General features: G+C 71.6%; 15 protein-coding genes. 8 read left to right on the top strand and 7 right to left on the bottom strand.

Annotation, left to right across the window (positions count from 1 at the left end):
• Positions 1-23: 23 nt before the first annotated feature.
• Positions 24-3,839: a chromosome segregation SMC family protein gene (locus BJK06_RS01460; protein WP_070416416.1), complete on the top strand. Its 3,816-nt coding sequence runs from the start codon at positions 24-26 to the stop codon at positions 3,837-3,839.
• 163 nt (positions 3,840-4,002) lie between these two features.
• On the opposite strand, the gene BJK06_RS01455 is transcribed toward BJK06_RS01460, so the two are convergent.
• Positions 4,003-5,031, bottom strand: coding sequence for a TerC family protein (locus tag BJK06_RS01455; protein WP_070416415.1), 1,029 nt, complete (start codon positions 5,029-5,031; stop codon positions 4,003-4,005).
• 217 nt (positions 5,032-5,248) lie between these two features.
• Here BJK06_RS01455 and ftsY point away from each other — a divergent pair, with 217 nt between their 5' ends.
• Together ftsY and BJK06_RS18755 are read left to right on the top strand one after the other, a co-directional pair.
• The gene (gene ftsY, locus BJK06_RS01450; RefSeq protein WP_070416414.1) at positions 5,249-6,118 is read left to right on the top strand and encodes a signal recognition particle-docking protein FtsY; all 870 of its coding nucleotides are present in this window, start codon (positions 5,249-5,251) and stop codon (positions 6,116-6,118) included.
• Positions 6,119-6,176: 58 nt separating this feature from the next.
• On the top strand, positions 6,177-6,335 hold the full coding sequence (locus tag BJK06_RS18755) for a DUF4175 domain-containing protein (protein ID WP_139199230.1): 159 nt from the start codon (positions 6,177-6,179) through the stop codon (positions 6,333-6,335).
• 96 nt (positions 6,336-6,431) lie between these two features.
• On the opposite strand, the gene lipA is transcribed toward BJK06_RS18755, so the two are convergent.
• The 3 genes from lipA to BJK06_RS01435 form a co-directional block, all read right to left on the bottom strand.
• Positions 6,432-7,415, bottom strand: a complete 984-nt coding sequence (gene lipA, locus BJK06_RS01445) for a lipoyl synthase (RefSeq protein WP_070416413.1) — start codon at positions 7,413-7,415, stop codon at positions 6,432-6,434.
• Positions 7,412-8,119, bottom strand: a complete 708-nt coding sequence (lipB, locus tag BJK06_RS01440) for a lipoyl(octanoyl) transferase LipB (protein WP_070416412.1) — start codon at positions 8,117-8,119, stop codon at positions 7,412-7,414. The genes lipA and lipB overlap by 4 nt, the downstream gene beginning before the upstream one ends.
• A 63-nt stretch (positions 8,120-8,182) precedes the next feature.
• Entirely contained in the window at positions 8,183-8,716 is a 534-nt protein-coding gene (locus BJK06_RS01435; RefSeq protein ID WP_070416411.1) for a hypothetical protein, read from the bottom strand.
• 59 nt (positions 8,717-8,775) lie between these two features.
• Here BJK06_RS01435 and BJK06_RS01430 point away from each other — a divergent pair, with 59 nt between their 5' ends.
• Positions 8,776-9,510 (top strand): VOC family protein, encoded by a 735-nt coding sequence (locus BJK06_RS01430; RefSeq protein WP_070416410.1) that lies wholly within the window; start codon positions 8,776-8,778, stop codon positions 9,508-9,510.
• A gap of 44 nt (positions 9,511-9,554) precedes the next feature.
• Positions 9,555-11,105: a signal recognition particle protein gene (gene ffh, locus BJK06_RS01425; protein ID WP_022905829.1), complete on the top strand. Its 1,551-nt coding sequence runs from the start codon at positions 9,555-9,557 to the stop codon at positions 11,103-11,105.
• Between the two features lie 74 nt (positions 11,106-11,179).
• Here ffh and BJK06_RS01420 read toward each other — a convergent pair whose 3' ends face one another.
• The 3 genes from BJK06_RS01420 to BJK06_RS01410 all read right to left on the bottom strand — a co-directional run bounded on the left by BJK06_RS01420 (position 11,180) and on the right by BJK06_RS01410 (position 14,823).
• Positions 11,180-12,424 carry a 26S protease regulatory subunit gene (locus BJK06_RS01420; RefSeq protein ID WP_070416409.1) on the bottom strand — a complete coding sequence of 415 codons (1,245 nt, stop codon included), beginning with the start codon at positions 12,422-12,424 and terminating at the stop codon, positions 11,180-11,182.
• A 23-nt stretch (positions 12,425-12,447) separates the two neighbouring features.
• Positions 12,448-13,584, bottom strand: a complete 1,137-nt coding sequence (locus BJK06_RS01415) for a tetratricopeptide repeat protein (RefSeq protein ID WP_070416408.1) — start codon at positions 13,582-13,584, stop codon at positions 12,448-12,450.
• A gap of 99 nt (positions 13,585-13,683) precedes the next feature.
• On the bottom strand, positions 13,684-14,823 hold the full coding sequence (locus BJK06_RS01410) for a glutamate--cysteine ligase (protein ID WP_219810647.1): 1,140 nt from the start codon (positions 14,821-14,823) through the stop codon (positions 13,684-13,686).
• 118 nt (positions 14,824-14,941) lie between these two features.
• On the opposite strand from BJK06_RS01410, the gene aroA reads away from it, so the two are divergent.
• The 3 genes from aroA (at position 14,942) to BJK06_RS01395 (ending at position 20,212) form a co-directional block, all read left to right on the top strand.
• On the top strand, positions 14,942-18,094 hold the full coding sequence (gene aroA / locus BJK06_RS01405) for a 3-phosphoshikimate 1-carboxyvinyltransferase (protein ID WP_070416407.1): 3,153 nt from the start codon (positions 14,942-14,944) through the stop codon (positions 18,092-18,094).
• A 3-nt stretch (positions 18,095-18,097) separates the two neighbouring features.
• The gene (locus BJK06_RS01400; protein WP_070416406.1) at positions 18,098-19,267 is read left to right on the top strand and encodes an acyl-CoA dehydrogenase family protein; all 1,170 of its coding nucleotides are present in this window, start codon (positions 18,098-18,100) and stop codon (positions 19,265-19,267) included.
• Between the two features lie 78 nt (positions 19,268-19,345).
• On the top strand, positions 19,346-20,212 hold the full coding sequence (locus BJK06_RS01395; protein WP_070416405.1) for an SDR family oxidoreductase: 867 nt from the start codon (positions 19,346-19,348) through the stop codon (positions 20,210-20,212).
• Position 20,213: the final 1 nt, after the last annotated feature.

Here is a 20,213-nt window from a genome sequence, read left to right as displayed (position 1 = left end):
CAACCAGAGCATCCGGAGACCGCATGTACTTGAAGAGCCTGACCATCAAGGGGTTCAAGTCCTTCGCGCAGCCGACGACGTTCGCGTTCGAACCGGGCGTCACGTGCATCGTCGGCCCGAACGGCTCCGGCAAGTCCAACGTCGTGGACGCCCTCGCCTGGGTGATGGGGGAGCAGGGGGCGAAGACCCTCCGTGGCGGCAAGATGGAGGACGTCATCTTCGCGGGCACCTCGACGCGCGGTCCGCTCGGCCGTGCGCAGGTGCTGCTGACGATCGACAACGCCGACGGCCTGCTGCCGATCGAGTACTCCGAGGTCACGATCTCCCGCACGCTCTTCCGCAACGGCGGCAGCGAGTACGCGATCAACGGCGAGAACTGCCGTCTGCTCGACGTCCAGGAGCTCCTGAGCGACACCGGCCTCGGCCGTGAGATGCACGTCATCGTCGGCCAGGGCCAGCTCGACAAGGTCCTGCACGCGACGCCCGAGGACCGCCGTGGCTTCATCGAGGAGGCCGCGGGCATCCTGAAGCACCGTCGGCGCAAGGAGAAGACCCTCCGCAAGCTCGACGCGATGCAGACGAACCTGACGCGCCTGTCCGACCTCGCGGGGGAGATCCGCCGCCAGCTGAAGCCCCTCGGACGCCAGGCCGAGGTCGCGCGCAAGGCCCAGTCGGTCGCCGCGGTCGCCCGTGACGCCAAGGCCCGCATCCTCGCCGACGACGTCGTCCGCCTGCGCCGCGAGCTCCACGAGCACCAGGAGGTCGAGGCCGGCCGCAAGTCCGAGCGCATCGTGCTGCAGGAACGGCTCGACCAGACCCGTGCCCGCCAGCAGCACGTCGAGCAGAGCATGGTCGGCGACGACGTCGACCGCGCCCGCACGGTGGTGCACCGGCTGGAGAGCGTGCAGGAGCGGCTCCGCGGCCTGTCGAGCCTGGCGAACCAGCGCCTGATGTTCCTCGCCCAGCAAGCCGACGCACCGCAGCAGGGCCCCACGATCACGCCGGAGCAGGTGCAGGGCGTCCGGTACGAAGCGGACCGGCTCGAGGCGCAGGCGGCGGAGATGACCGGCGGCACGGCCGTGGCGGCGCAGCGGGTGCAGGCGGCCCGTGCGGCGCTCGACGCCCTCGACGAACGGATCGCCGCCCAGGCAGCCCTCGTCTCGCAGCACGACCTCGAGGCCCAGCGCCTCGGGTCCGCGGTGGACGTGGCGACGTCGAAACGCGGCTCCGCGGTGGCCGACCGGGAACGGCGCGAGCGGGCGCTGGCCGAGGCGGGGGAGCGGTCCGAACGGGCGGCTGCGGCCCTCGCCGAACTCGGCGCGGACCCGTCCGAGGGCATCGACGAGGACGCGCTGACCGCCGCGCTCGAGACCGCCCGCGAGCAGCAGGAAGCGGCCCAGGCGGCGCGTGACGAACTCCGTGACCGCCTGCACGCCCTCGAGCGCGAACGGGACGCCCTGGACGCCCGTGTCGCCGCGCTCGGCATGTCGATCGACGTCCGTGACGGTTCGCAGGCGCTCATCGAGGCCGGGCGCGACGGCATCGTGGGTCGCCTCGCGGACCGTCTCAGCGTGACGCCCGGGTTCGAGGGGGCGATCGCGATCGCCCTCGACGGGCTCGCCGACGCCGTCCTCGCCGTCGACCGGTCCGTCGCGCTCGACGCCGTCGCGCACGCCCGCACCGAGGACATCGGACGCATCGACGTCGTGGTCGCGGACGCCGACGCCCCGCCGTCCGGACTGCCCGAGCGGCTCCCGGCCGGGGTCCGCCGCGCACTCGACCTCGTGCAGGGTCCGCCGGCGATCGCCGCGATCCTGCGGGACGCGCTGGTCGCGGACACCGACGGGGTCGACCTGGAGGCGGTGCTCACCGCCGCCCCGCAGGCCACGGTGGTGACGCGGTCCGGTGACCTCGTCCGTGCGGTCCGCGTGACGGGCGGCGGGGAGCGCGTGACCTCGCGCATCGAACTCGTCGCGGAACGCGACGACGCCGTGACCCGCCGCGACGCGATCGCGCGCGACGCCGAGGACGCGGCCACGCGCCTCCAGGCCGCCCGTACCGCCGTCGAGGACGCACGTCGCGCGGCGGACGACGCGGACGCGGCCTCGCGCGCCCACGCCCGGGCGAAGGCGGAGTACGACCGGACCAGCGCGTCGACCCGCGCGAAGGTGGAGAACGCCGCCGCCGAGGTCGAGCGACTGCGCGCGGCCCTCGCCGAGACCGACGGCGCCGTCGAGGCTGCCGAGGCGGCCCTGGCCGAGGCGGAACGCGCACGCCAGGAGTTCGCCGACCGTCCGCGCCCCGTCGTCGACGCGTCCGAGCGCCCCGGGCTGCAGGACGCGCTCGAGGCCGCACGTGCCGCCGAGATCGAGCAGCGCATCCAGGTCGAGACCGTCCGCGAGCGTGTCCGTGCGGAGCGGACCCGCGCCGACCAGCTGGAGCGGCAGCTCGAGGCCGAACGCGCCGCAGCGGCGGAGGCCGCACGACTCGCCGTGATCCGCCGTGGGCAGATCGCCGTCGCCGAGGACGTGCTCGCCGACCTGCCCGGGCTGCTCGGTGCCGTCGACCGGTCCCTCGCCGAGGCCCGCGTGCAGCTCGCCACCGAAGAGGCCGAGCGGTCGAAGCGCAACACCGAGCTCCAGACGATCCGGAACGAGGAGCGCGAGCTCCGCGACCGCCTCCAGTCGATCACCGACGGCGTGCACTCGCTCGAGATGGAGATCTACGAGAAGAAGTTGCACGTGTCCGGCGTGCTCGACCGGGCGCAGAGCGAGCTCGGGCTCGTCGAGGCCGTGCTCGTCGCCGAGTACGGGCCGCACGTGCCGGTGCCGGTGGACGTCCTGATCGACCCCCGGGTCCTCGCCCGGAAGCACCGCGACGCCGAGCGCGCGGCCGCTGCCGCCGCGGCGGGGACGGCCCTGGACGGCGCCGTGCAGGAGGCGACAGAAGAGGACGGGGCCGAGCCGCGCCTCCAGTCCGACGACTCGCCGACCGACGCCGACCCGACCACCGACCCCGACCCCGACCCGACCACCGACGCCGACGACGACCTGGTCGAACTGGTCGACGCCGAGTCGACGCTCCCGGGCGGCCCCGCCCTGCCCGAGTTCGACGCCACCGAGGACGTCGACCCCGCCGACGTCGAGACGGTGCCGTACGTGCGCGCCGAGCAGGAGCGACGGCTCAAGGCGGCCGAGCGGGACCTCGGCCAGCTCGGCAAGGTCAACCCGCTCGCGCTCGAGGAGTTCCAGGCGCTCGAACAGCGCCACGCGTTCCTCGCCGAGCAGCTCGAGGACCTGCAGAAGACCCGGACCGACCTCATGACGATCATCGACGAGCTCGACCAGAAGATGCAGACGATCTTCGAGTCCGCGTTCGACGACACGAAGGAGGCGTTCGACGTCATCTTCCCGATCCTCTTCCCCGGCGGCTCCGGGTCGATCACGCTGACGAACCCCGACGACCTGCTGAACACCGGCATCGAGGTGCAGGTGAAGCCCGCCGGCAAGAAGATCGACCGGCTGACCCTGCTGTCCGGCGGCGAGCGGTCCCTGGCCGCGGTGGCGCTGCTCGTGGCGATCTTCACCGCCCGCCCGTCGCCGTTCTACATCATGGACGAGGTCGAGGCGGCGCTCGACGACGCCAACCTCGGGCGGCTGCTGACGGTGTTCGAGCGGCTGCGGGCGTCGTCGCAGCTCATCGTGATCACGCACCAGAAGCGCACGATGGAGATCGCCGACGCGCTGTACGGGGTCTCGATGCGGCAGGACGGCGTCTCCGCCGTCGTCGGCCAGCGCGTGCAGAAGCGGGCCCCGGAGCCGGAGCCGGCGGTCGCGTAGGCCCGAGTCCGAGACTCGGCTCCGCGGACAGTTTCGTGCCCTCGCGGCCGCGAAACTGTCCGCCTGGCCGAGTCTCGGCGCGCCGCCGGCCTCCGCGACCCACGACGGACGGGAGGCGCGGTGCCAACCGGCACCGCGCCTCCCGTCCGTCGTGTGGTCGCGACTAGTGCGCGTCGGCCTCGACGGCCTCCTTCGGCTCGCCCGTCGGGGTGAGCCCGCGCTCCTGGCGACGCTTCGACACCACGAGCGACGCCACCGTGGCGACCGCGATCGTCAGCATGATGAAGCCCAGCGAGAACCAGATCGGGATCTCCGGAGCCCACTCGATGTGCTCACCGCCGTTGATGAACGGCAGCTCGTTGACGTGCATGGCGTGGAAGACGAGCTTGACGCCGATGAACCCGAGGATGACCGCGAGGCCCTGCCCGAGGTAGATGAGGCGTTCGAGCAGCCCGGCGATGAGGAAGTACAGCTGACGGAGCCCGAGCAGCGAGAACGCGTTCGCGGTGAACACGATGAAGGCGTCCTGCGTCAGCCCGAAGATCGCGGGGATCGAGTCGAGCGCGAAGAGCACGTCGGTGAGGCCGATCGCGACCATCACGAGCAGCATCGGTGTGAAGAGGCGCTTGCCGTCGACCTTCGTGGTGAGGCGGTCGCCGTCGTAGTGGTCCGAGGTCGGGATGACGCGCTTGAGGATCCGGATCAGGCGGGAGTCACCCTCGTCACCACCGTGGTCGTTGCCGCTGCGGGCTTGCGACCAGGCGAGCCAGAAGAGCAGCGCGCCGAACAGGTAGAACACCCACGAGAAGTTGTCGATGATCGTGACGCCGAGGGCGATGAAGATGCCGCGTGCGACGAGGGCGATCGCGACGCCGACGAGCAGGACCTTCTGCTGGAACTCCTTCGGCACGGCGAAGCTCGTCATGATGATGAGGAAGACGAACAGGTTGTCGACCGACAGTGCCTTCTCGGTCAGCCACCCGGCGAAGTACTCACCGCCGGCCTGTCCGCCGCCGAAGACGAGGATGCCGACACCGAAGAGGATCGCGAGCCCGACGTAGAACGCCGACCAGAACGCGGATTCCTTGATGTGCGGGACGTGCGGGGTGCGCACGTGCGAGAAGAAGTCGAACACCAGCAGCGCGAGGATGCCTGCGATGGTGAGGAGCCAGACGAAGAGTGGGACGTCCACGGGTTTCCTTCAGGTCGATGGCGCAACCAGGTGGTGGGTACGCCGAGGCCTGAAGGTCTCTTCCGCCGCGCTCCGCACTGGGTGCTGATCACGACCGGCGCCCCGGGCCCGGATCGTTCCGGACCGTACTGACGGGGACACCGAGGAGGAATACTCCCCTTCGTGTCCCCGAGCGTACCGGGCGCAGCCCACATGCGCCGCGCTCTAAGCTGGGAACATGGCGAGTTCCTGGTCACTGTCCTCCCGGCTGCGCGGGCTGTTCCAGCGCAAGACGATCGACGAGACCACGTGGGAGGACCTCGAGACGGCGCTCATCGGTGCGGACTTCGGCCCGGACATCGCCGACGAGATCATCGAGGACCTCCACGCGCGCGTCGACCGCTACGGCACGACGGACCCCGCCGACCTCCAGCGGATGCTGCGCGAGGTGCTCGAGGAACGGCTGTCGAAGCTCGACACCACGCTGAAGCTCAGCAACCGGCCGGCGGTCGTGCTCGTCGTCGGGGTGAACGGCGTCGGCAAGACCACGACCATCGGCAAGTTCGCGAAGTTCCTCAAGACGTACGACCGCACGGTGCTCGTCGGTGCGGCGGACACCTTCCGCGCCGCCGCGGTCGAGCAGGTCGCGACGTGGGCGGAGCGAGCGGGCGTCGAGGTCGTGCGACCGGCCCAGCCCGGGCAGGACCCGGCGTCGGTCGCGTACCAGACGGTCGAGAAGGCCATCAGGGACAACACCGAGATCGTCGTCATCGACACCGCCGGCCGACTGCACACCAAGGCCGGGCTGATGGACGAGCTCACCAAGATCAAGCGCGTGGTCGAGAAGCAGACCGAGATCGCCGAGGTCCTGCTCGTGCTCGACGCCACGACCGGCCAGAACGGCCTCGCGCAGGCGCAGGCGTTCATCGAGGGCGCGGGCGTCACCGGGCTCGTCATCACCAAGCTCGACGGCTCGGCGAAGGCCGGGTTCGTGCTGAGCGTGCAGGAGAAGACGGGTATCCCGATCAAGCTCATCGGCCAGGGCGAGGGCATCAACGACCTCACCGGTTTCACCCCGCACGTGTTCGTGCAGAACCTCGTGGGGTGATTCCGGGTACCGTCTGCGCAGTACAGGGATCGTCCAGGTACACGGAAGGAGCCCTCACATGCCCGCTCTGCTGATCATCGCGATCATCGTCGGCCTCGTCCTGCTCTTCAGCGGCATCTTCGTCGGTGCCCTGAAGTTCCTGCTGTGGGTCGGGATCGTCCTCATCATCCTGGCCGTCATCGGCTGGCTGCTCAGGAGCATCCGCGGTCGCGCGTAGCGACCGACGCGTCCGTCACGGACGCATGCGCGGAACGGGAGGCGCGGTGCCAGCTGGCACCGCGCCTCCCGTCCGTCGTCCGTCCGGTCCCACCGCTCAGACGGCTTGGCGACCCGGCGTCGCGTCGAGCAGGTGCGACAGGTGCTCCGGCACCGTGCCGCCGCGGGCGACCGTGGCACGCGCCCAGAGGCGCCCGGCCCGGTAGGACGACCGGACCAGCGGCCCGGCGAGGACCCCGGCGAAGCCCATCTCCTCGGCCACCTCGCGCAGGGCGACGAACTCCTCGGGTGCGACCCACCGCGCGACCGGCAGGTGCCGCGGCGACGGGCGGAGGTACTGCGTCAGCGTGATGATGTCCGTGCCGGCGTCGTACAACCGCTGCAGGGCGTCCTCGATCTCGATGCGCTCTTCGCCCATGCCGAGGATCAGGTTCGACTTCGTGACGAGCCCCGCGTCGCGTCCCTGCGTGATGACGTCGAGGGAGCGCTCGAAGGTGAACGCCGGGCGGATGCGCTTGAAGATGCGCGGCACGGTCTCGACGTTGTGGGCGAAGACCTCGGGGCGGGCGGCGAACACCTGCCCGAGCTGGTCCGGGCGGCCGTTGAAGTCGGGCACGAGGATCTCGACACCGGTGCCGGGGGAGTGCTCGTGGATCTGGCGGATCGTCTCCGCGTAGAGCCAGGCGCCGCCGTCGGGCAGGTCGTCGCGGGCGACGCCGGTGACGGTGGCGTACTTCAGGCCCATCTCGGCGACGGAGTCCGCGACCCGGCGGGGCTCGTCGCGGTCGAGCGGCTCGGGCTTGCCGGTGTCGATCTGGCAGAAGTCGCAGCGGCGCGTGCACTGCGAGCCGCCGATGAGGAAGGTGGCCTCCCGGTCCTCCCAGCACTCGAAGATGTTCGGGCAGCCGGCCTCCTGGCAGACGGTGTGCAGCTGCTTGCTCCGCACGAGGCCGGACAGCTCGCGGAACTCCGGGCCCTGGGTGGCGCGGGTCTTGATCCACGCCGGCTTGGTCTCGATCGGGGTCTCGGCGTTGCGGGCCTCGACGCGGAGCATCCGGCGGCCTTCGGGGGCGAGGGTCATACGAGGGTCTCCTGTCGTGCGGGCGTGGTGGCGGGCGTGCCCGCGGCGCTGCTGATCCGGTGTCCGGAGTGCATGCCCCGCGCGGCGGCGCGGAGGCGGTCGAGCACCACGGGGACGATCTCGTCGACCGTCACGGTGCGACCGGCTGCTCGGCTGAGGGTCGTCACCCCCGCGTCGCTGATCCCGCACGGCACGATCGCGGCGTAGGCGTCGAGGCTGTTCGTGCAGTTGATCGCGAGGCCGTGGCTCGTCACCCCCTCGGCGACGTGCAGGCCGATCGCGCCGACCTTGGCGTGCGGGGCACCGGCCGGGCCGGGGACCCAGGCACCGCTGCGTCCCGGGACCCGCCCGGCGAGCACACCCACGGCGGCCGCCGCGTCGACGATGACCTGCTCGAGGTCCCGCACCCAGGCGACGACGTCGAGCGGCTCGGCCAGCCGGACGATCGGGTACGCGACGAGTTGCCCCGGTCCGTGCCAGGTGATCCGCCCGCCGCGGTCGACGTCGACCACGGGGGAGCCGTCCGTCGGCAGGTCGGACGGTTCGGTGCGGCGCCCGGCGGTGTACACGGACGGGTGCTCGCACAGGACGACGGCCCCGGGAGAGCGGCCGGCGACGACGTCGGCGTGGAGGGCCCGCTGCAGCGCGAGTCCCTCGGCGTGGTCCAGCAACCCGGACGGGCGCACGATGTCGAGTTCCGGCATGCGCGCCAGGCTACGACAGTTTCTGTACTCCGTCCAACAATGGCATCGACGGGTTTCCGGAGGTCACGGCACGCGGACGTCCTGCCACGTTGCCGTGCGGAGCTCCTCCTCGTACAGCGCACGAGCCCGTGGCAGGTGGCGTCGTTCGACCGCGAAGACGTGCACCGCGATGCCCGCCCACAGCACCCCGGGGAAGAACGCCAGCACGTCCTCCTGCCAGCCGGCCGCGTCGAACAGCTGCGGGACGACCAGCGCGAGGAACAGGACGGCCAGGACCGCGGAGAGCCACGCGAACCAGCTGGTCCGGTCGATGAAGTGCGCGAGCCACCGGACCCGCCGTCGGGCGGGGACGCCGACCGGCTCCGGACCCCCTCGAACCCACTCCCGCAGCGCCCGCTGGGTCGCGTACCCGCCGATGGTGGCCCAGGCGACGACGACGAGGACGGTCACGAGCACCCCTGCGCCGATGCCGACGGCCACGACGGTCGACACCGGGATCGCGAACCGTGACGCGAACACGGCGGCGGCGAACCCGCAGAGCAGTGCGACGGCAGCGGCACGGGCCCAGCCGCCGAGGTCGATCTGCCGGAGGTGCATGCGTCGGACAGTAGTCCGGGCCTTGACCTGAAGCGCGGCTGAGGGTGTCGGGTGGGGCCATGCACATCCGCCAGGTCCAGCTCGCCACCCGCTCCCTCGACGACACCGTCCGCTTCTACGAGCGACTCGGGTGCGCCGTGCTCGCCGACGACGACTCGGTCCGGGTCACCGTCGGGTCGTCGCAGCTCGTCTTCCGGGTGCTCGACGGGATGACCGGGGCGCACCACCTCGCGTTCACGATCCCGACCGGGACGTTCGCGGACGCGAAGCGCCGGGTGGCCGAGGTCGCGACGGTGCTCGGGGCGCAGGGTGTCGACGAGTTCGAGGGGCCGGCGGGCTGGGACTCGCGGTCGGTGTACTTCGAGGGGCCCGACCGGCAGCTGCTCGAGCTCATCGAGCGACGGGAGCTCCCCGACGGCGACGCCGTGGCGGCCGACGGACAGGCCGCGCCGGCCGACGGGCACGCCGCGCGGGCCGACGGGCACGCCGCGCGGGCCGACGGGCACCCCGCGCCGCTCGCCCCGCTGCTCGTGTCGGTCAGTGAGGTCGGCATCGCCGTCCCGGACGTCCCCGGGGCGGTCGAGGCCCTCCGCCAGCACGGACTCGACCCCTACGCCGACCCGGCGGGGCCCGACTTCGCCCCCGTCGGCGACGTCGACGGGCTGCTCATCCTGGTGTCGTCCGGTCGGCAGTGGTTCCCGACGCTCGACCGGGCCCCGTCGTCGGCTCCGGTGGTGGTCGATCTCGGGCTCGGCACGACGGTGGAACTGGCCGAGGGCGTCCTCCTGCGGTGAACGGGCGAGAGCGTCCGGGCGGGGCCTTGTAGAATCGACGGATCATGGCGCAATTCGGTTCACTCTCCGATCGGCTGACCGAGACCTTCCGCAACCTGCGGAGCAAGGGTCGGCTGACTCCGTCCGACGTCGACGGCACCGTCCGCGAGATCCGGCGGGCGCTCCTCGACGCCGACGTCGCGCTCGAGGTCGTCAAGGCGTTCACCGCAGCCGTCCGCGAGCGCGCCCTCTCCGACGAGGTCAACCGCGCGCTCAACCCGGCGCAGCAGGTCGTCCAGATCGTCAACGAGGAACTCGTCGGCATCCTCGGCGGCCAGCAGCGGCGTCTCGAGTTCGCGAAGCGGCCCCCGACGGTCATCATGCTCGCGGGCCTCCAGGGCGCCGGCAAGACCACGCTCGCCGGCAAGCTCGGCAAGTGGCTCAAGAAGGACGGCCACACGCCGATGCTCGTCGCGGCGGACCTCCAGCGTCCGAACGCCGTGCAGCAGCTGCAGGTCGTCGGCGAGCAGGCCGGCGTGCACGTCTTCGCGCCGGAGCCCGGCAACGGCGTCGGCGACCCGGTCAAGGTCGCGAAGAACGCCATCAAGGCCGCGGTCGACCAGCAGTACGACACCGTCATCGTGGACACCGCCGGTCGTCTCGGCGTCGACGCCGAGCTCATGAAGCAGGCCGCGAACATCCGCAAGGCCGTCGACCCCGACGAGGTCCTCTTCGTCATCGACGCGATGATCGGTCAGGACGCGGTCAACACCGCCCGCGCCTTCCAGGAAGGCGTCGACTTCACCGGCGTCGTCCTCTCGAAGCTCGACGGCGACGCCCGCGGTGGTGCGGCCCTGTCGGTCGCCAGCGTGACCGGCCGTCCGATCATGTTCGCCTCCACGGGCGAGGGGCTCGACGACTTCGAGCCGTTCCACCCGGACCGCATGGCGAGCCGCATCCTCGACCTCGGCGACATTCTCTCCCTCATCGAGCAGGCGCAGGGTGCCTTCGACGAGGAAGAAGCGCGCAAGGTCGCCGAGAAGATCGCGAGCGACTCGTTCACGCTCAACGACTTCCTCGAGCAGATGCAGCAGCTCCGCAAGGCCGGCTCGATCAAGGGCATGCTCGGCATGCTCCCCGGCGCCAAGGGCATGCGCGAGGCGCTCGACAACTTCGACGAGCGCGAGATCGTCCGCACCGAGGCGATCATCCAGTCGATGACCCCGCAGGAGCGCGAGCTGCCGAAGCTCCTCAACGGCTCCCGCCGCCTCCGCATCGCCAAGGGTGCCGGCTCCACCGTGACCGAGGTCAACGCCCTCGTGAACCGGTTCGAGCAGGCCGCGAAGATGATGAAGACCGTCGCGCGCGGTGGGGTCCCGCAGATGCCCGGCATGGGGCCGATCCCCGGCATGCACGGCGGTAAGAAGCAGCAGCAGGGCGGCAAGAAGAAGTCCAAGGTCGGCAACCCGGCGAAGCGTGCGGCGCTCGCCGCGGGTGCGGCCGCGGCGCCGCAGCAGGCGCCGAAGGGGTCCGGTCTCGGGCTCGGCGGCGGCAAGGGCGGCAAGGCGCCGACCGAGGAAGAGCTCGCGTCGCTGCAGAAGTTCCTGGGTCGCTGACGCGGCTCGCGATCGCAACCAGTTGACTGACTGGAGGCGCGGTGCCGGCTGGCACCGCGCCTCCCGTCCGTCGGTCAGCGCTTGGACCGCTTGAGCCAGGCCCGCAGGTCGGCGTACGTCCCGTCGTCCTCGCCGAAGAGGACGACGTTGCGCGCGGCGTCCAGCCAGGCACCGGTGGACGGGCGCACCTCACCGAGGGCACCGAGCAGGTCCGCCATGCCGATCAGCCGGACCGACCCGGTCGTGACGCTGTCCATGAGCGCCCGTTCCGCGGCGACCTCGCAGACGTAGGCGATGTCCGCGCCCGAGAACCCCTCGGTGCGCTTCGCGAGCGCTGCGGCGTCGATGCCCTCGACGGGTCGGTCCCGCAGGTGGCCGCGGAAGACCGCCTCGCGCGCAGGGGTGTCCGGTGGCAGCACGAGCACGGTGCGGTCGAGCCGTCCGGGTCGGCGGAGCGCGGGGTCGACGTCCCAGGGCTGGTTCGTCGCAGCCAGGACGAACACGCCCTCGTTCCCGCCGTCGATGCCGTCCAGCTCGGTGAGGAGCTGGTTGACCATCCCGCGGACGTGCGAGCTCCGGGTCTGACTGCGCCGTTGTCCGAGCGCGTCGACCTCGTCGAAGAACACCACGCAGGGCGACGCAGCCCGGGCGGCGCGGAACACGGCCTCGATGTTCCGTTCGCTCTGGCCGACGTAGGGGTCGAGCACCTCGGTGATCGAGACGCTCATGAACCGTGCGCCGAGTTCGCCCGCGACGGCCCGGGCGATGAAGGTCTTGCCACAGCCGGGCGGCCCGTACAGGAGCAGGCCGCCGCGGAGGCTCTTGCCGTAGAGGGTGCGTAGCTCGGGGTTCGCGAGCGGTGCGAGGAACGCCGCGGTCAGGCGCTGCTTCACGGTCTCCATGCCACCGACGTCGGCGAACCGGACACCGGCGCGCTCGACGGAGAACGCCGACGCGGGGTCCGGGTCGGGGCCGTCGTCGTCGACGAACGCCGGTTCGACGATGTGCTCCACCTGCTGCTCGGCGGCGTGCCAGTCGAACCCGCTCGCGGGCGGGGGACCGGCGTCGTCCGTCGCGGTGTCGTCCGGTCCGGGCGCGGCGGGGCCGGCCGTCGCGTCGGGTTGCAGTGCCTCGAGCATGAGCGCCCGGGCCGCGGCGTCGTCGGGGGCGACCGCGACCGCTGCCGCCGCTTCGGTCGTGGCCTCGACCCGGCGCCCCGCGTCGAGGAGCAGGCGCCCGAGGTGGACCCGGAGCGTGACGTCCTCCGGAGCGGCCACCACGGCTCGCCGGATCGCGTCGATCAGTGGGTCGTCGTCCATCGGGACTCCTCGTCCGTCGTCGGTCACCACGGGTTCCCCCAGCCGTCGTCGTCGCGGTCGGTCCGTCCCTCGTCGACGTCCTGCCGCACGGGCGTGGTCTTCGGGAACGCGCGCATCGTGCTCCGGATGCGCACCGAGGCGACGACGACCCCGGCGAACACCAGTCCCTGTGCCACCACGGCCGCATCCGGCGGGAGGAAGAGCCCCGCGACCGAGACGGCCGTCGCGGCCCCGAGGACGGCGACGGTCGTCGTCCACCCGGGCACCGCCCGTCGCGCCGCGCGCACGAGGAACCCCGTTCGGGGCCGGGTCTCGGCGGCGAACCGGAGCACGACGACCACCACGAGCGCGAGTCCGATCACCGGCGGGAGCATCGTGTACCAGCGGCCGGCGTCCGACGGGGCGTCGAGGGAGACCAGGTACTGGAAGCCGGTCATCAGGGCGCCGGCACCGAGTCCGAACCGGATGCGTGCGAGCGGGTTGAGGACGCCGACGACGAGGTTCCGTCGCGCGAGTGCGTTCGTGGGGTCCGTCGCGAGGATCCCGGCGAAGGCGAGCGCGGACTCGCCGTCGTGACCCCGTCGGAGTCGCGACACCGCGAGGTTGTGCCGTGCGCCGCGGTCCTCCGGGGCGAGCTCGAGGCCGCGTCGGTAGGCGGCCTGGGCGTCGCGCTGCCGTCCCGCCGCGAGCAGCAGGTCGCCGTGCCTGCGGTGCGCCATCGGTTCGAGCGGCGCCAGCCGGACGGTCTCGTAGCTCGCACGGAGCGCCTCGGGCCGGCGCCGTTCGTCGAGCCAGAGGGCGTCGGCCACCGCGAGGTGTGCGAGCCACGACCCGGGATCGGCCTCGACGGATCGGCGCGCGGCGGCGACGGCTCCGGTCTGGTCGCCCGAGCGGATCAGGGTCGTCGAGAGGATCCGGAGTGCGACGGAGTCGGTGGGGGCGAGGCCGACCGCGCGTCGGGCCTCGTCCTGGGCCTCGTCCGGTCGGTCGAGCGCCAGGAGGGCCAGCGCCCGGACGCGGTGCCCGGCGACCGAAGCGCCCTGGTCCCGTTCGACGACGGCGAGGTCGGCGAGCGCATCGGCGGGCCGTCCCGCGTCGATCAGCGCGGCCGCGCGCTGGACGGTCGGCCCTGCTCCGCGTTCCGCGGTCCCCCCTGTCACAGGGGAACTGTAGCGGTCGCGCGGACTCCCGCACGTCCCCCAGGACGGGAGGCGCGGTGCCGGCCGGCACCGCGCCTCCAGTCCGTCGGACGGTGACGGTCAGAGCGAGTCGCGCAGCTCGGTGACCAGGTGCCGGACGACGGCGCGGAGGTCTCCGCCGTTCTCCTGCGCGACCTGCAACTGCCGCTGGTAGGAGGCGCCGTCCGCGATCATCGTGTCGAGGTGGTGCAGCTCCTGCTGGCACCCGAGACGATCCGCCACCGGATCGAGCCGCTGCACGAGGTCGTGCACCTCGTCGGTCACGAGCCGCTCGTCGCCGGCCGCGTTCGTGATGATCTCGGCCTCCATGCCGTACCGGGCCGCGCGCCACTTGTTCTCGCGGACGAACCAGGGCTGCATGGTCGGCAGGGTCTCGCCGGCGTCGAGCCGGTAGGACATCTCGGTGACGAGGCACTGGACGAGCGCGGTCACCGCCCCGACCTCGTGCAGGGTCGAGATGCCGTCGGAGACGCGGTTCTCGAGGGTGCCCCAGCCGGGCGACGGGCGGATGTCCCAACGGAGGTCCTTGACGCCCTCGATGACGCCGGTGCGGGTGAGGTCGTCGACGACCTCCTCGAAGTTCGCCCACGCGCCGAGTGCCGGCGGCAGGCCACCGGTCGGCAGCTGCTGGAACATCAGCGCGCGGTTCGAGGCGTACCCGGTGTCGGTGCCGGCCCAGAACGGGCTCGACGCCGTGAAGGCCTGCAGGTGCGGCACGTACGCGAGCATCGCGCCGAGGATCGGCAGCGCCTTGTCGCGGTCGTCGATGCCGACGTGGACATGGACGCCCCAGATGAGCATCTGACGGCCCCACCACCGGGTGCGGTCGATGAGGGTCGTGTAGTGCTCGCTGTCCGGCGTGATCTCCTGCTGGTCCCACACGGCGAAGGGGTGGGTGCCGGCGCACATGACCTGCGCGTCGAGGGGTTCGGCGGCGTCGACGACCTCGCCGATGATGCCGGACAGCTCGCTCGTGGCACCGCTCACCCGCGAGTGGACGCCGGTGACGACCTCGACCGTGTTCGTCAGGAGCTCCTCGGTCACCCGGTCGTGGTCACCGAGCCGCTGCTGCACCGCCTGGATGACGGCGGGGGCACGCGGGGTCAGGTCGCCGGTGTCCCGGTCGACCAGGGGGAGCTCCCACTCGACGCCGATGGTCGACGGGCGGGACTCGGTGAAACGGATGTCCATGCTGTACATCCTGCCCGGCTCCTTGTCGGACACACACAAGGAACCGCACTCCCGGTCGTGCGGATCCGATTCACAGACGATCCACACCGGGCGTACCGTAGTAACGCTCAACAGGGAAGAGGTAGGCATGCAGCTGGTCGTGCGCGGGACGAACGCACCGCTCGTCGGAGAACTCGACATCCCGGTCTCGAAGTACCACGCGCACCGCGCGCTGGTGCTCGCGTCGCTGGCGAAGGGGACGAGCATCGTCTCCGGCATCAGTGCGACCCGGCAGGTCGAGTGGACCGTGGGCACGCTCCGTGCCCTCGGCGTCGACGTCAAGCGTCGCGGGAACGAGTACCACGTCACAGGCCTCGGCGGTCGGTACGAGGCCACCGACGTCGTCGACCACGGCTCCCGGGGCGCCGACGGGCTCCTCAACATGGGCTCCTCGGGCACCACGCTCTACTTCATGACGGGGCTCGCGTCGCTGGCGGACGAGCCGATGACCCTCTCGGGCATGAAGTACTTCCAGCGCCGCCCGATCAAGGCCCTGCTCACCTCGCTCACCCAGATGGGCATCGAGCTCGAGGCCACGAACGACTGCCCGCCGGTCACCGTGCAGCCGAAGCGTCCGCGCGGCGGCGACGTCCAGATCGCCGGCACCCTGTCGCAGTGGATCTCCGGCCTGCTCCTCGTCGCGCCCTTCGCGGAGGAGGAGACCCGGATCCACATCACCGGCGGACGGCTCAACGAGCAGCCGTACGTCGAGCTGACCGTGCGCATGATGCGCCAGTTCGGCCTCACGGTCGAGGTGTCCTACGACTGGCTCGAGTACCGGATCCCGGCGAACCAGCAGGCCACCCCGCACGACTACGTGATCCCGCCGGACATCGGCTCGGCGGCGTTCGGCATCGCCGCAGCCGGCATCCGCGAGTCGAACGTGCTGCTCCGCGGCATGACGGCGTTCACCACCGCCGAGACCGACCACCCGGAGAGCGAGTTCCTCGACCTCGCCACGGCGATGGGCGTCCCGATGCGGATCGACGAGGAGACCGGCTTCGTGCGCATCGAGCACGACGGCTCCCCGCTGCGCCCCCTCGACATCGACTGCCAGCCGATCCCGGACCTGCTGCCGATCCTGTCCACGATGGCGACCTTCGCCGAGGGCACGACCCGGCTCTGGAACGTCGCGCACATCCGGTTGAAGGAGTCCGACCGCGTCGCGGCGATGCTCCAGCTCAACCGACTGGGCGGCCGCGCCGAGCAGGGCGCCGACGAGCTGCGCGTCACCGGTGTCCGTCCGGGTGACCTGCACGGGTCGCCGATGTCCTCGTTCAACGACCACCGCGTGCTGATGTCGCTGGCCGTCGCCGCGTCGAAGGCCGACGGCGTCTCCGCCCTCACCTACCCGCGCGCCTACCGGATCTCCTACCCGACGTTCCTCGAGGCGATGAACTCGGTCGGCCTCGACATGGAGGTCGGCGACGGCGCCGAGGCGCAGATCGCCCGCGACGACCGGATCGACGCCGCCGAAGCCGCTGCGGAGAGCACGGACCTGGGGGATGAGCAGGAGACGGTGACGAGCGCGCTGCCCGAGCTCGCCGGCGTCGACGCCGACCCGCTCGTCCTCAGCGAGAAGGTCCGCGCACTCTCCCAGCAGGACCCGGACGGCCTCGCCGTGATCGAGGTCGGCGGCCCCGAGCCGGTGAACACGACGTGGCGCGAGCTGCAGGACGAGGCCGACAAGGTCTCCGCCCTGCTCCTCGAGCTCGGTGTCCGCACGGGCGAGTCCGTGGCGATGCAGCTGCCGAACTGGCGCGAGTTCGTCTCGATCACCCTCGGTGCGATCCAGATCGGTGCCGTCGCGACGCCGATCATGCCCGTGTTCGGTCCCCGCGAGACCACGATGACGCTGGCCCGGTCCCGCGCCCGCGTGGTCTTCCTGCCGAACGTCTTCCGGAAGCGTCGCCCGGCGCTCGAACTGCTCGAGGTCATCGACGAGGCGAAGGCCCAGAAGCGCCGCCTGTCGGTGGAGCACGTCGTCGTGCTCCGGTCCGAGGCCCGCGGGCAGGCGGACAGCCCGACGAACCAGCCGCCGCTGCCCGCCGACGCCGCCGACCGCGTCGCCGCGAGCGAGTGGAACTGGCGTTACTTCGACACCGCGCTCGACTCGGTGCAGGTGGACGTCGACCAGATCCTGTCCCACGCGCCCGGCCCGGACGACGTCTGCCAGCTGCTCTTCACCTCCGGCACCACCGGCGAGCCGAAGGGCGTGCAGCACCCGCACCGCACGCTCGGCCTGGCGACCGCCATGCACGTCGCCCAGTCCGGCCTGACGAGCGAGGACCGGATCTACATCCCGTCGCCGCTCGCCCACCAAACCGGGTTCCTGTACGGCATGCTCCTGGCCTTCCGGCTCGGCGCACCGCAGGTCATCCAGCCCGTGTGGGACGGCACCGTCGCGCTCGAGCAGGCGTTCGGCGCGGCGAAGGCCACGTTCGTGCAGTGCGCGACGCCGTTCCTGACCGACCTCGTCGACCTCGTCGAGGCCGGGGCCGGACAGCCCGAGTCCCTCCGGATCTTCGTGCCGACGGGCGCCGCGGTGCCCCGTGCACTGGCCCAGCGTGCCGCGACGGTGCTCGGCACCGCGATCCTCGGCGCGTTCGGCACGAGCGAGACCTGCCTCGGGGCGCTCTCCAGCCCGACCGACGACCCGGCGGACGCCTACGGTCACGACGGTCGCGCGCTGCCCGGCATCCGGATCCGCATCGTCGACGACGAGGGGCACGAGCTGCCGGCGGACACCGAGGGCAACTTCGAGCTGCACTCGCCGACGATGTTCGACGGGTACCTCGACCGGCAGGACCTCACGGACGACGTCTTCACCGAGGACGGCTGGTACAAGACCGGCGACCTCGCGAAGGTCGACGCCAAGGGCTTCCTGTCCATCACCGGCCGCGTCAAGGACGTCATCAACCGCGGTGGCGAGAAGATCCCGGTCGTCGAGATCGAGAACCTGCTCTACCAGCACCCGCTCGTCACCGACGTGGCGATCGTCGCGATGCCGGACGCCCGCCTCGGGGAGCGCGCCTGCGCGTTCGTCGTGCCGGCGGCCGGTGCGGAGCAGCTCGACTTCGCCGCGATGCAGCGCGCGCTCGACAAGGCCGGCGTGAGCAAGTACTACTGGCCTGAGCGTCTCGAGTACATCGCCGAGCTGCCGCGCAACGCGGTCGGCAAGGTCCAGAAGAACGTCCTGCGCGAGCAGGCAGCCGCGCTCGTCGCGACGAAGGAGAACTGACAGATGACGATGGTCATGGAGCCGCAGACCGAGGCCGCCTTCCAGGAGCTCAAGGCCGAGGTGGCCGAGTGGGTCCGCGGTCGCGGCGAGGAGTGGGCGGAGGAGATCGAGCGCACCGGCCAGGTCGCGCCCGAGCTGTTCCAGGAGCTCAAGGACAAGGGGTGGCTGTCGCTCGCCGCCCCGGCCGAGCTCGGCGGACGGGGCATCCCGTTCTCGCGCTACCTCGAGATCATGGAGATCGTGTCGCGCTCGCACGCGTCGATCCGCATGCTCGTGCACGTCATCAACGGCACCTGGCGCGCCATGCAGCCGTACGCGACGCCGGAGCAGCTCGACGAGGTCGTGAAGCCGAGCGTCGCCGGCGACAAGCTCGTCGCGTTCACGCTGACCGAGGCGACCGCGGGCACGGGTGCCGACATCCGCACGACCGTCCGCCGCGAGGGCGACACCTACGTGATGAACGGCGAGAAGCACCTCATCACGTTCGGCGTGAAGGCCGACTACTGGCTCATCGCCGCGCGCCTCGAGGGCACCACAGGCCAGGACGGCACCGTCGCGTTCCTCATGCCGAACTCCGGCCTGCCCGGCGCCGAGGTGATCGACGACTCCGACACCATGGGCATCCGTGGCACCGACCACGCGATCCTCCGCTTCACCGAGACCCCGATCCCGGCGTCCGCCCGTCTGGGTGAGGAGGGCCAGGGCCTCGAGGTCGCACTCGGCGGCTTCCTGCTGCCGAGCCGCGTGTCCGTCGCGATGAGCGCCGTCGGCCTCGCCGAGCGTGCGAACGAGCTCGCCGTCGAGTACGCGAACAAGCGCGAGACGTTCGGCAAGAAGCTCTCCAGCCGGCAGGCGATCCAGTTCTACGTCGCGGAGAACTACGCCGACATCGCCGCCGCGCGCGCCCTCGTCCTCGAGGCGGCCCGCGCCTACGAGGAGGGCCGTCCGGACGCCGGCACGCTGTCCAGCGCCTCGAAGATGGTCGCCGTCGACATGCTCGCCCGCGTCACCGACAAGGCACTGCAGGTGCACGGCGGCCAGGGCTACTGGAAGCGCAACGCCATCGAGCGCGTCTACCGCGACGCGCGCGCGCAGCGCTTCGAGGAGGGCACCAACGAGATCCAGAAGCTGGTCGTCGGCCGCGCCGTCGTGACCGGCCAGGCCGGGTTCTGACCCGCAACCACTCCATGGCCTGGAGGCGCGGTGCGGGCCCGCACCGCGCCTCCAGGCCCTGACAACGCAAGGAACACATTGGCTGCAACCACTGCTCCCATCGCCCTCATCACGGGTGCCTCCCGCGGCATCGGCCGCCTGCTCGCGCAGAAGCTCGGCCAGCGCGGCGTCACCGTCGTCGTGACGTACAAGGGCAACGCCGACCTGGCCGAGGAGTCGCTCGCCGACGTCAAGGCCGCGGGCGGCGACGGGATCACGGCGCAGGTCGACATCGAGCAGCCCGAGTCGATCGACGCGCTGTTCGACCTCGTCCGCGACACGTACGGGCGTCTGGACTACTTCGTCGCGAACGCCGCCGCGAGCGCCTTCAAGCCCGTCGCGGACCTCAAGCTGCACCACCTCGACCGCAGCTACGCCACGAACGCCCGCTCGTTCGTCCTCGGTGCGCAGCGTGCCGCACAGCTCATGGACAGGGGCGGCCGCATCGTGGTGGTCACCTCGTACGGGTCGCTCCGCGCGTTCCCGACGTACGCCGCGCTCGGTGCCGCGAAGGCCATGAGCGAGTCCTACATGAAGTACATGGCGGTCGAGTTCGGGCCCCGTCAGATCACCGTGAACGCGGTCAACGGCGGGCTCATCGACACCGACTCGCTCGAGTACTTCTACACGAAGGTGCCCGGTCAGGCGCCGATCGACACCGTGTTCGAGAAGCTCCCGCTGCAGCGTCCCGGCACCGCCGACGACATGGCCGACGCGGTGGACTTCCTGCTCTCCGACAAGGCCGGATACATCACGGGCCAGGTGCTGTCGGTCGACGGCGGCCTGACCGTGATCGCCCCGCCGTTCTGGGCGGACACGACGTCCCCGCTGCGCGACGCGGTCCTGCCGCCGGCCGACGCTGCTGCCGACTCGGCTGCCGACACGGCTGCCGACACGGCAGAGTAGG

The sequence above is a fragment of the Curtobacterium sp. BH-2-1-1 genome (assembly GCF_001806325.1).
Classification (GTDB): Bacteria; Actinomycetota; Actinomycetes; order Actinomycetales; family Microbacteriaceae; genus Curtobacterium.
Note: the sequence above shows the minus strand (reverse complement) of the source record. Positions and strands in the feature narration are given on the sequence as shown.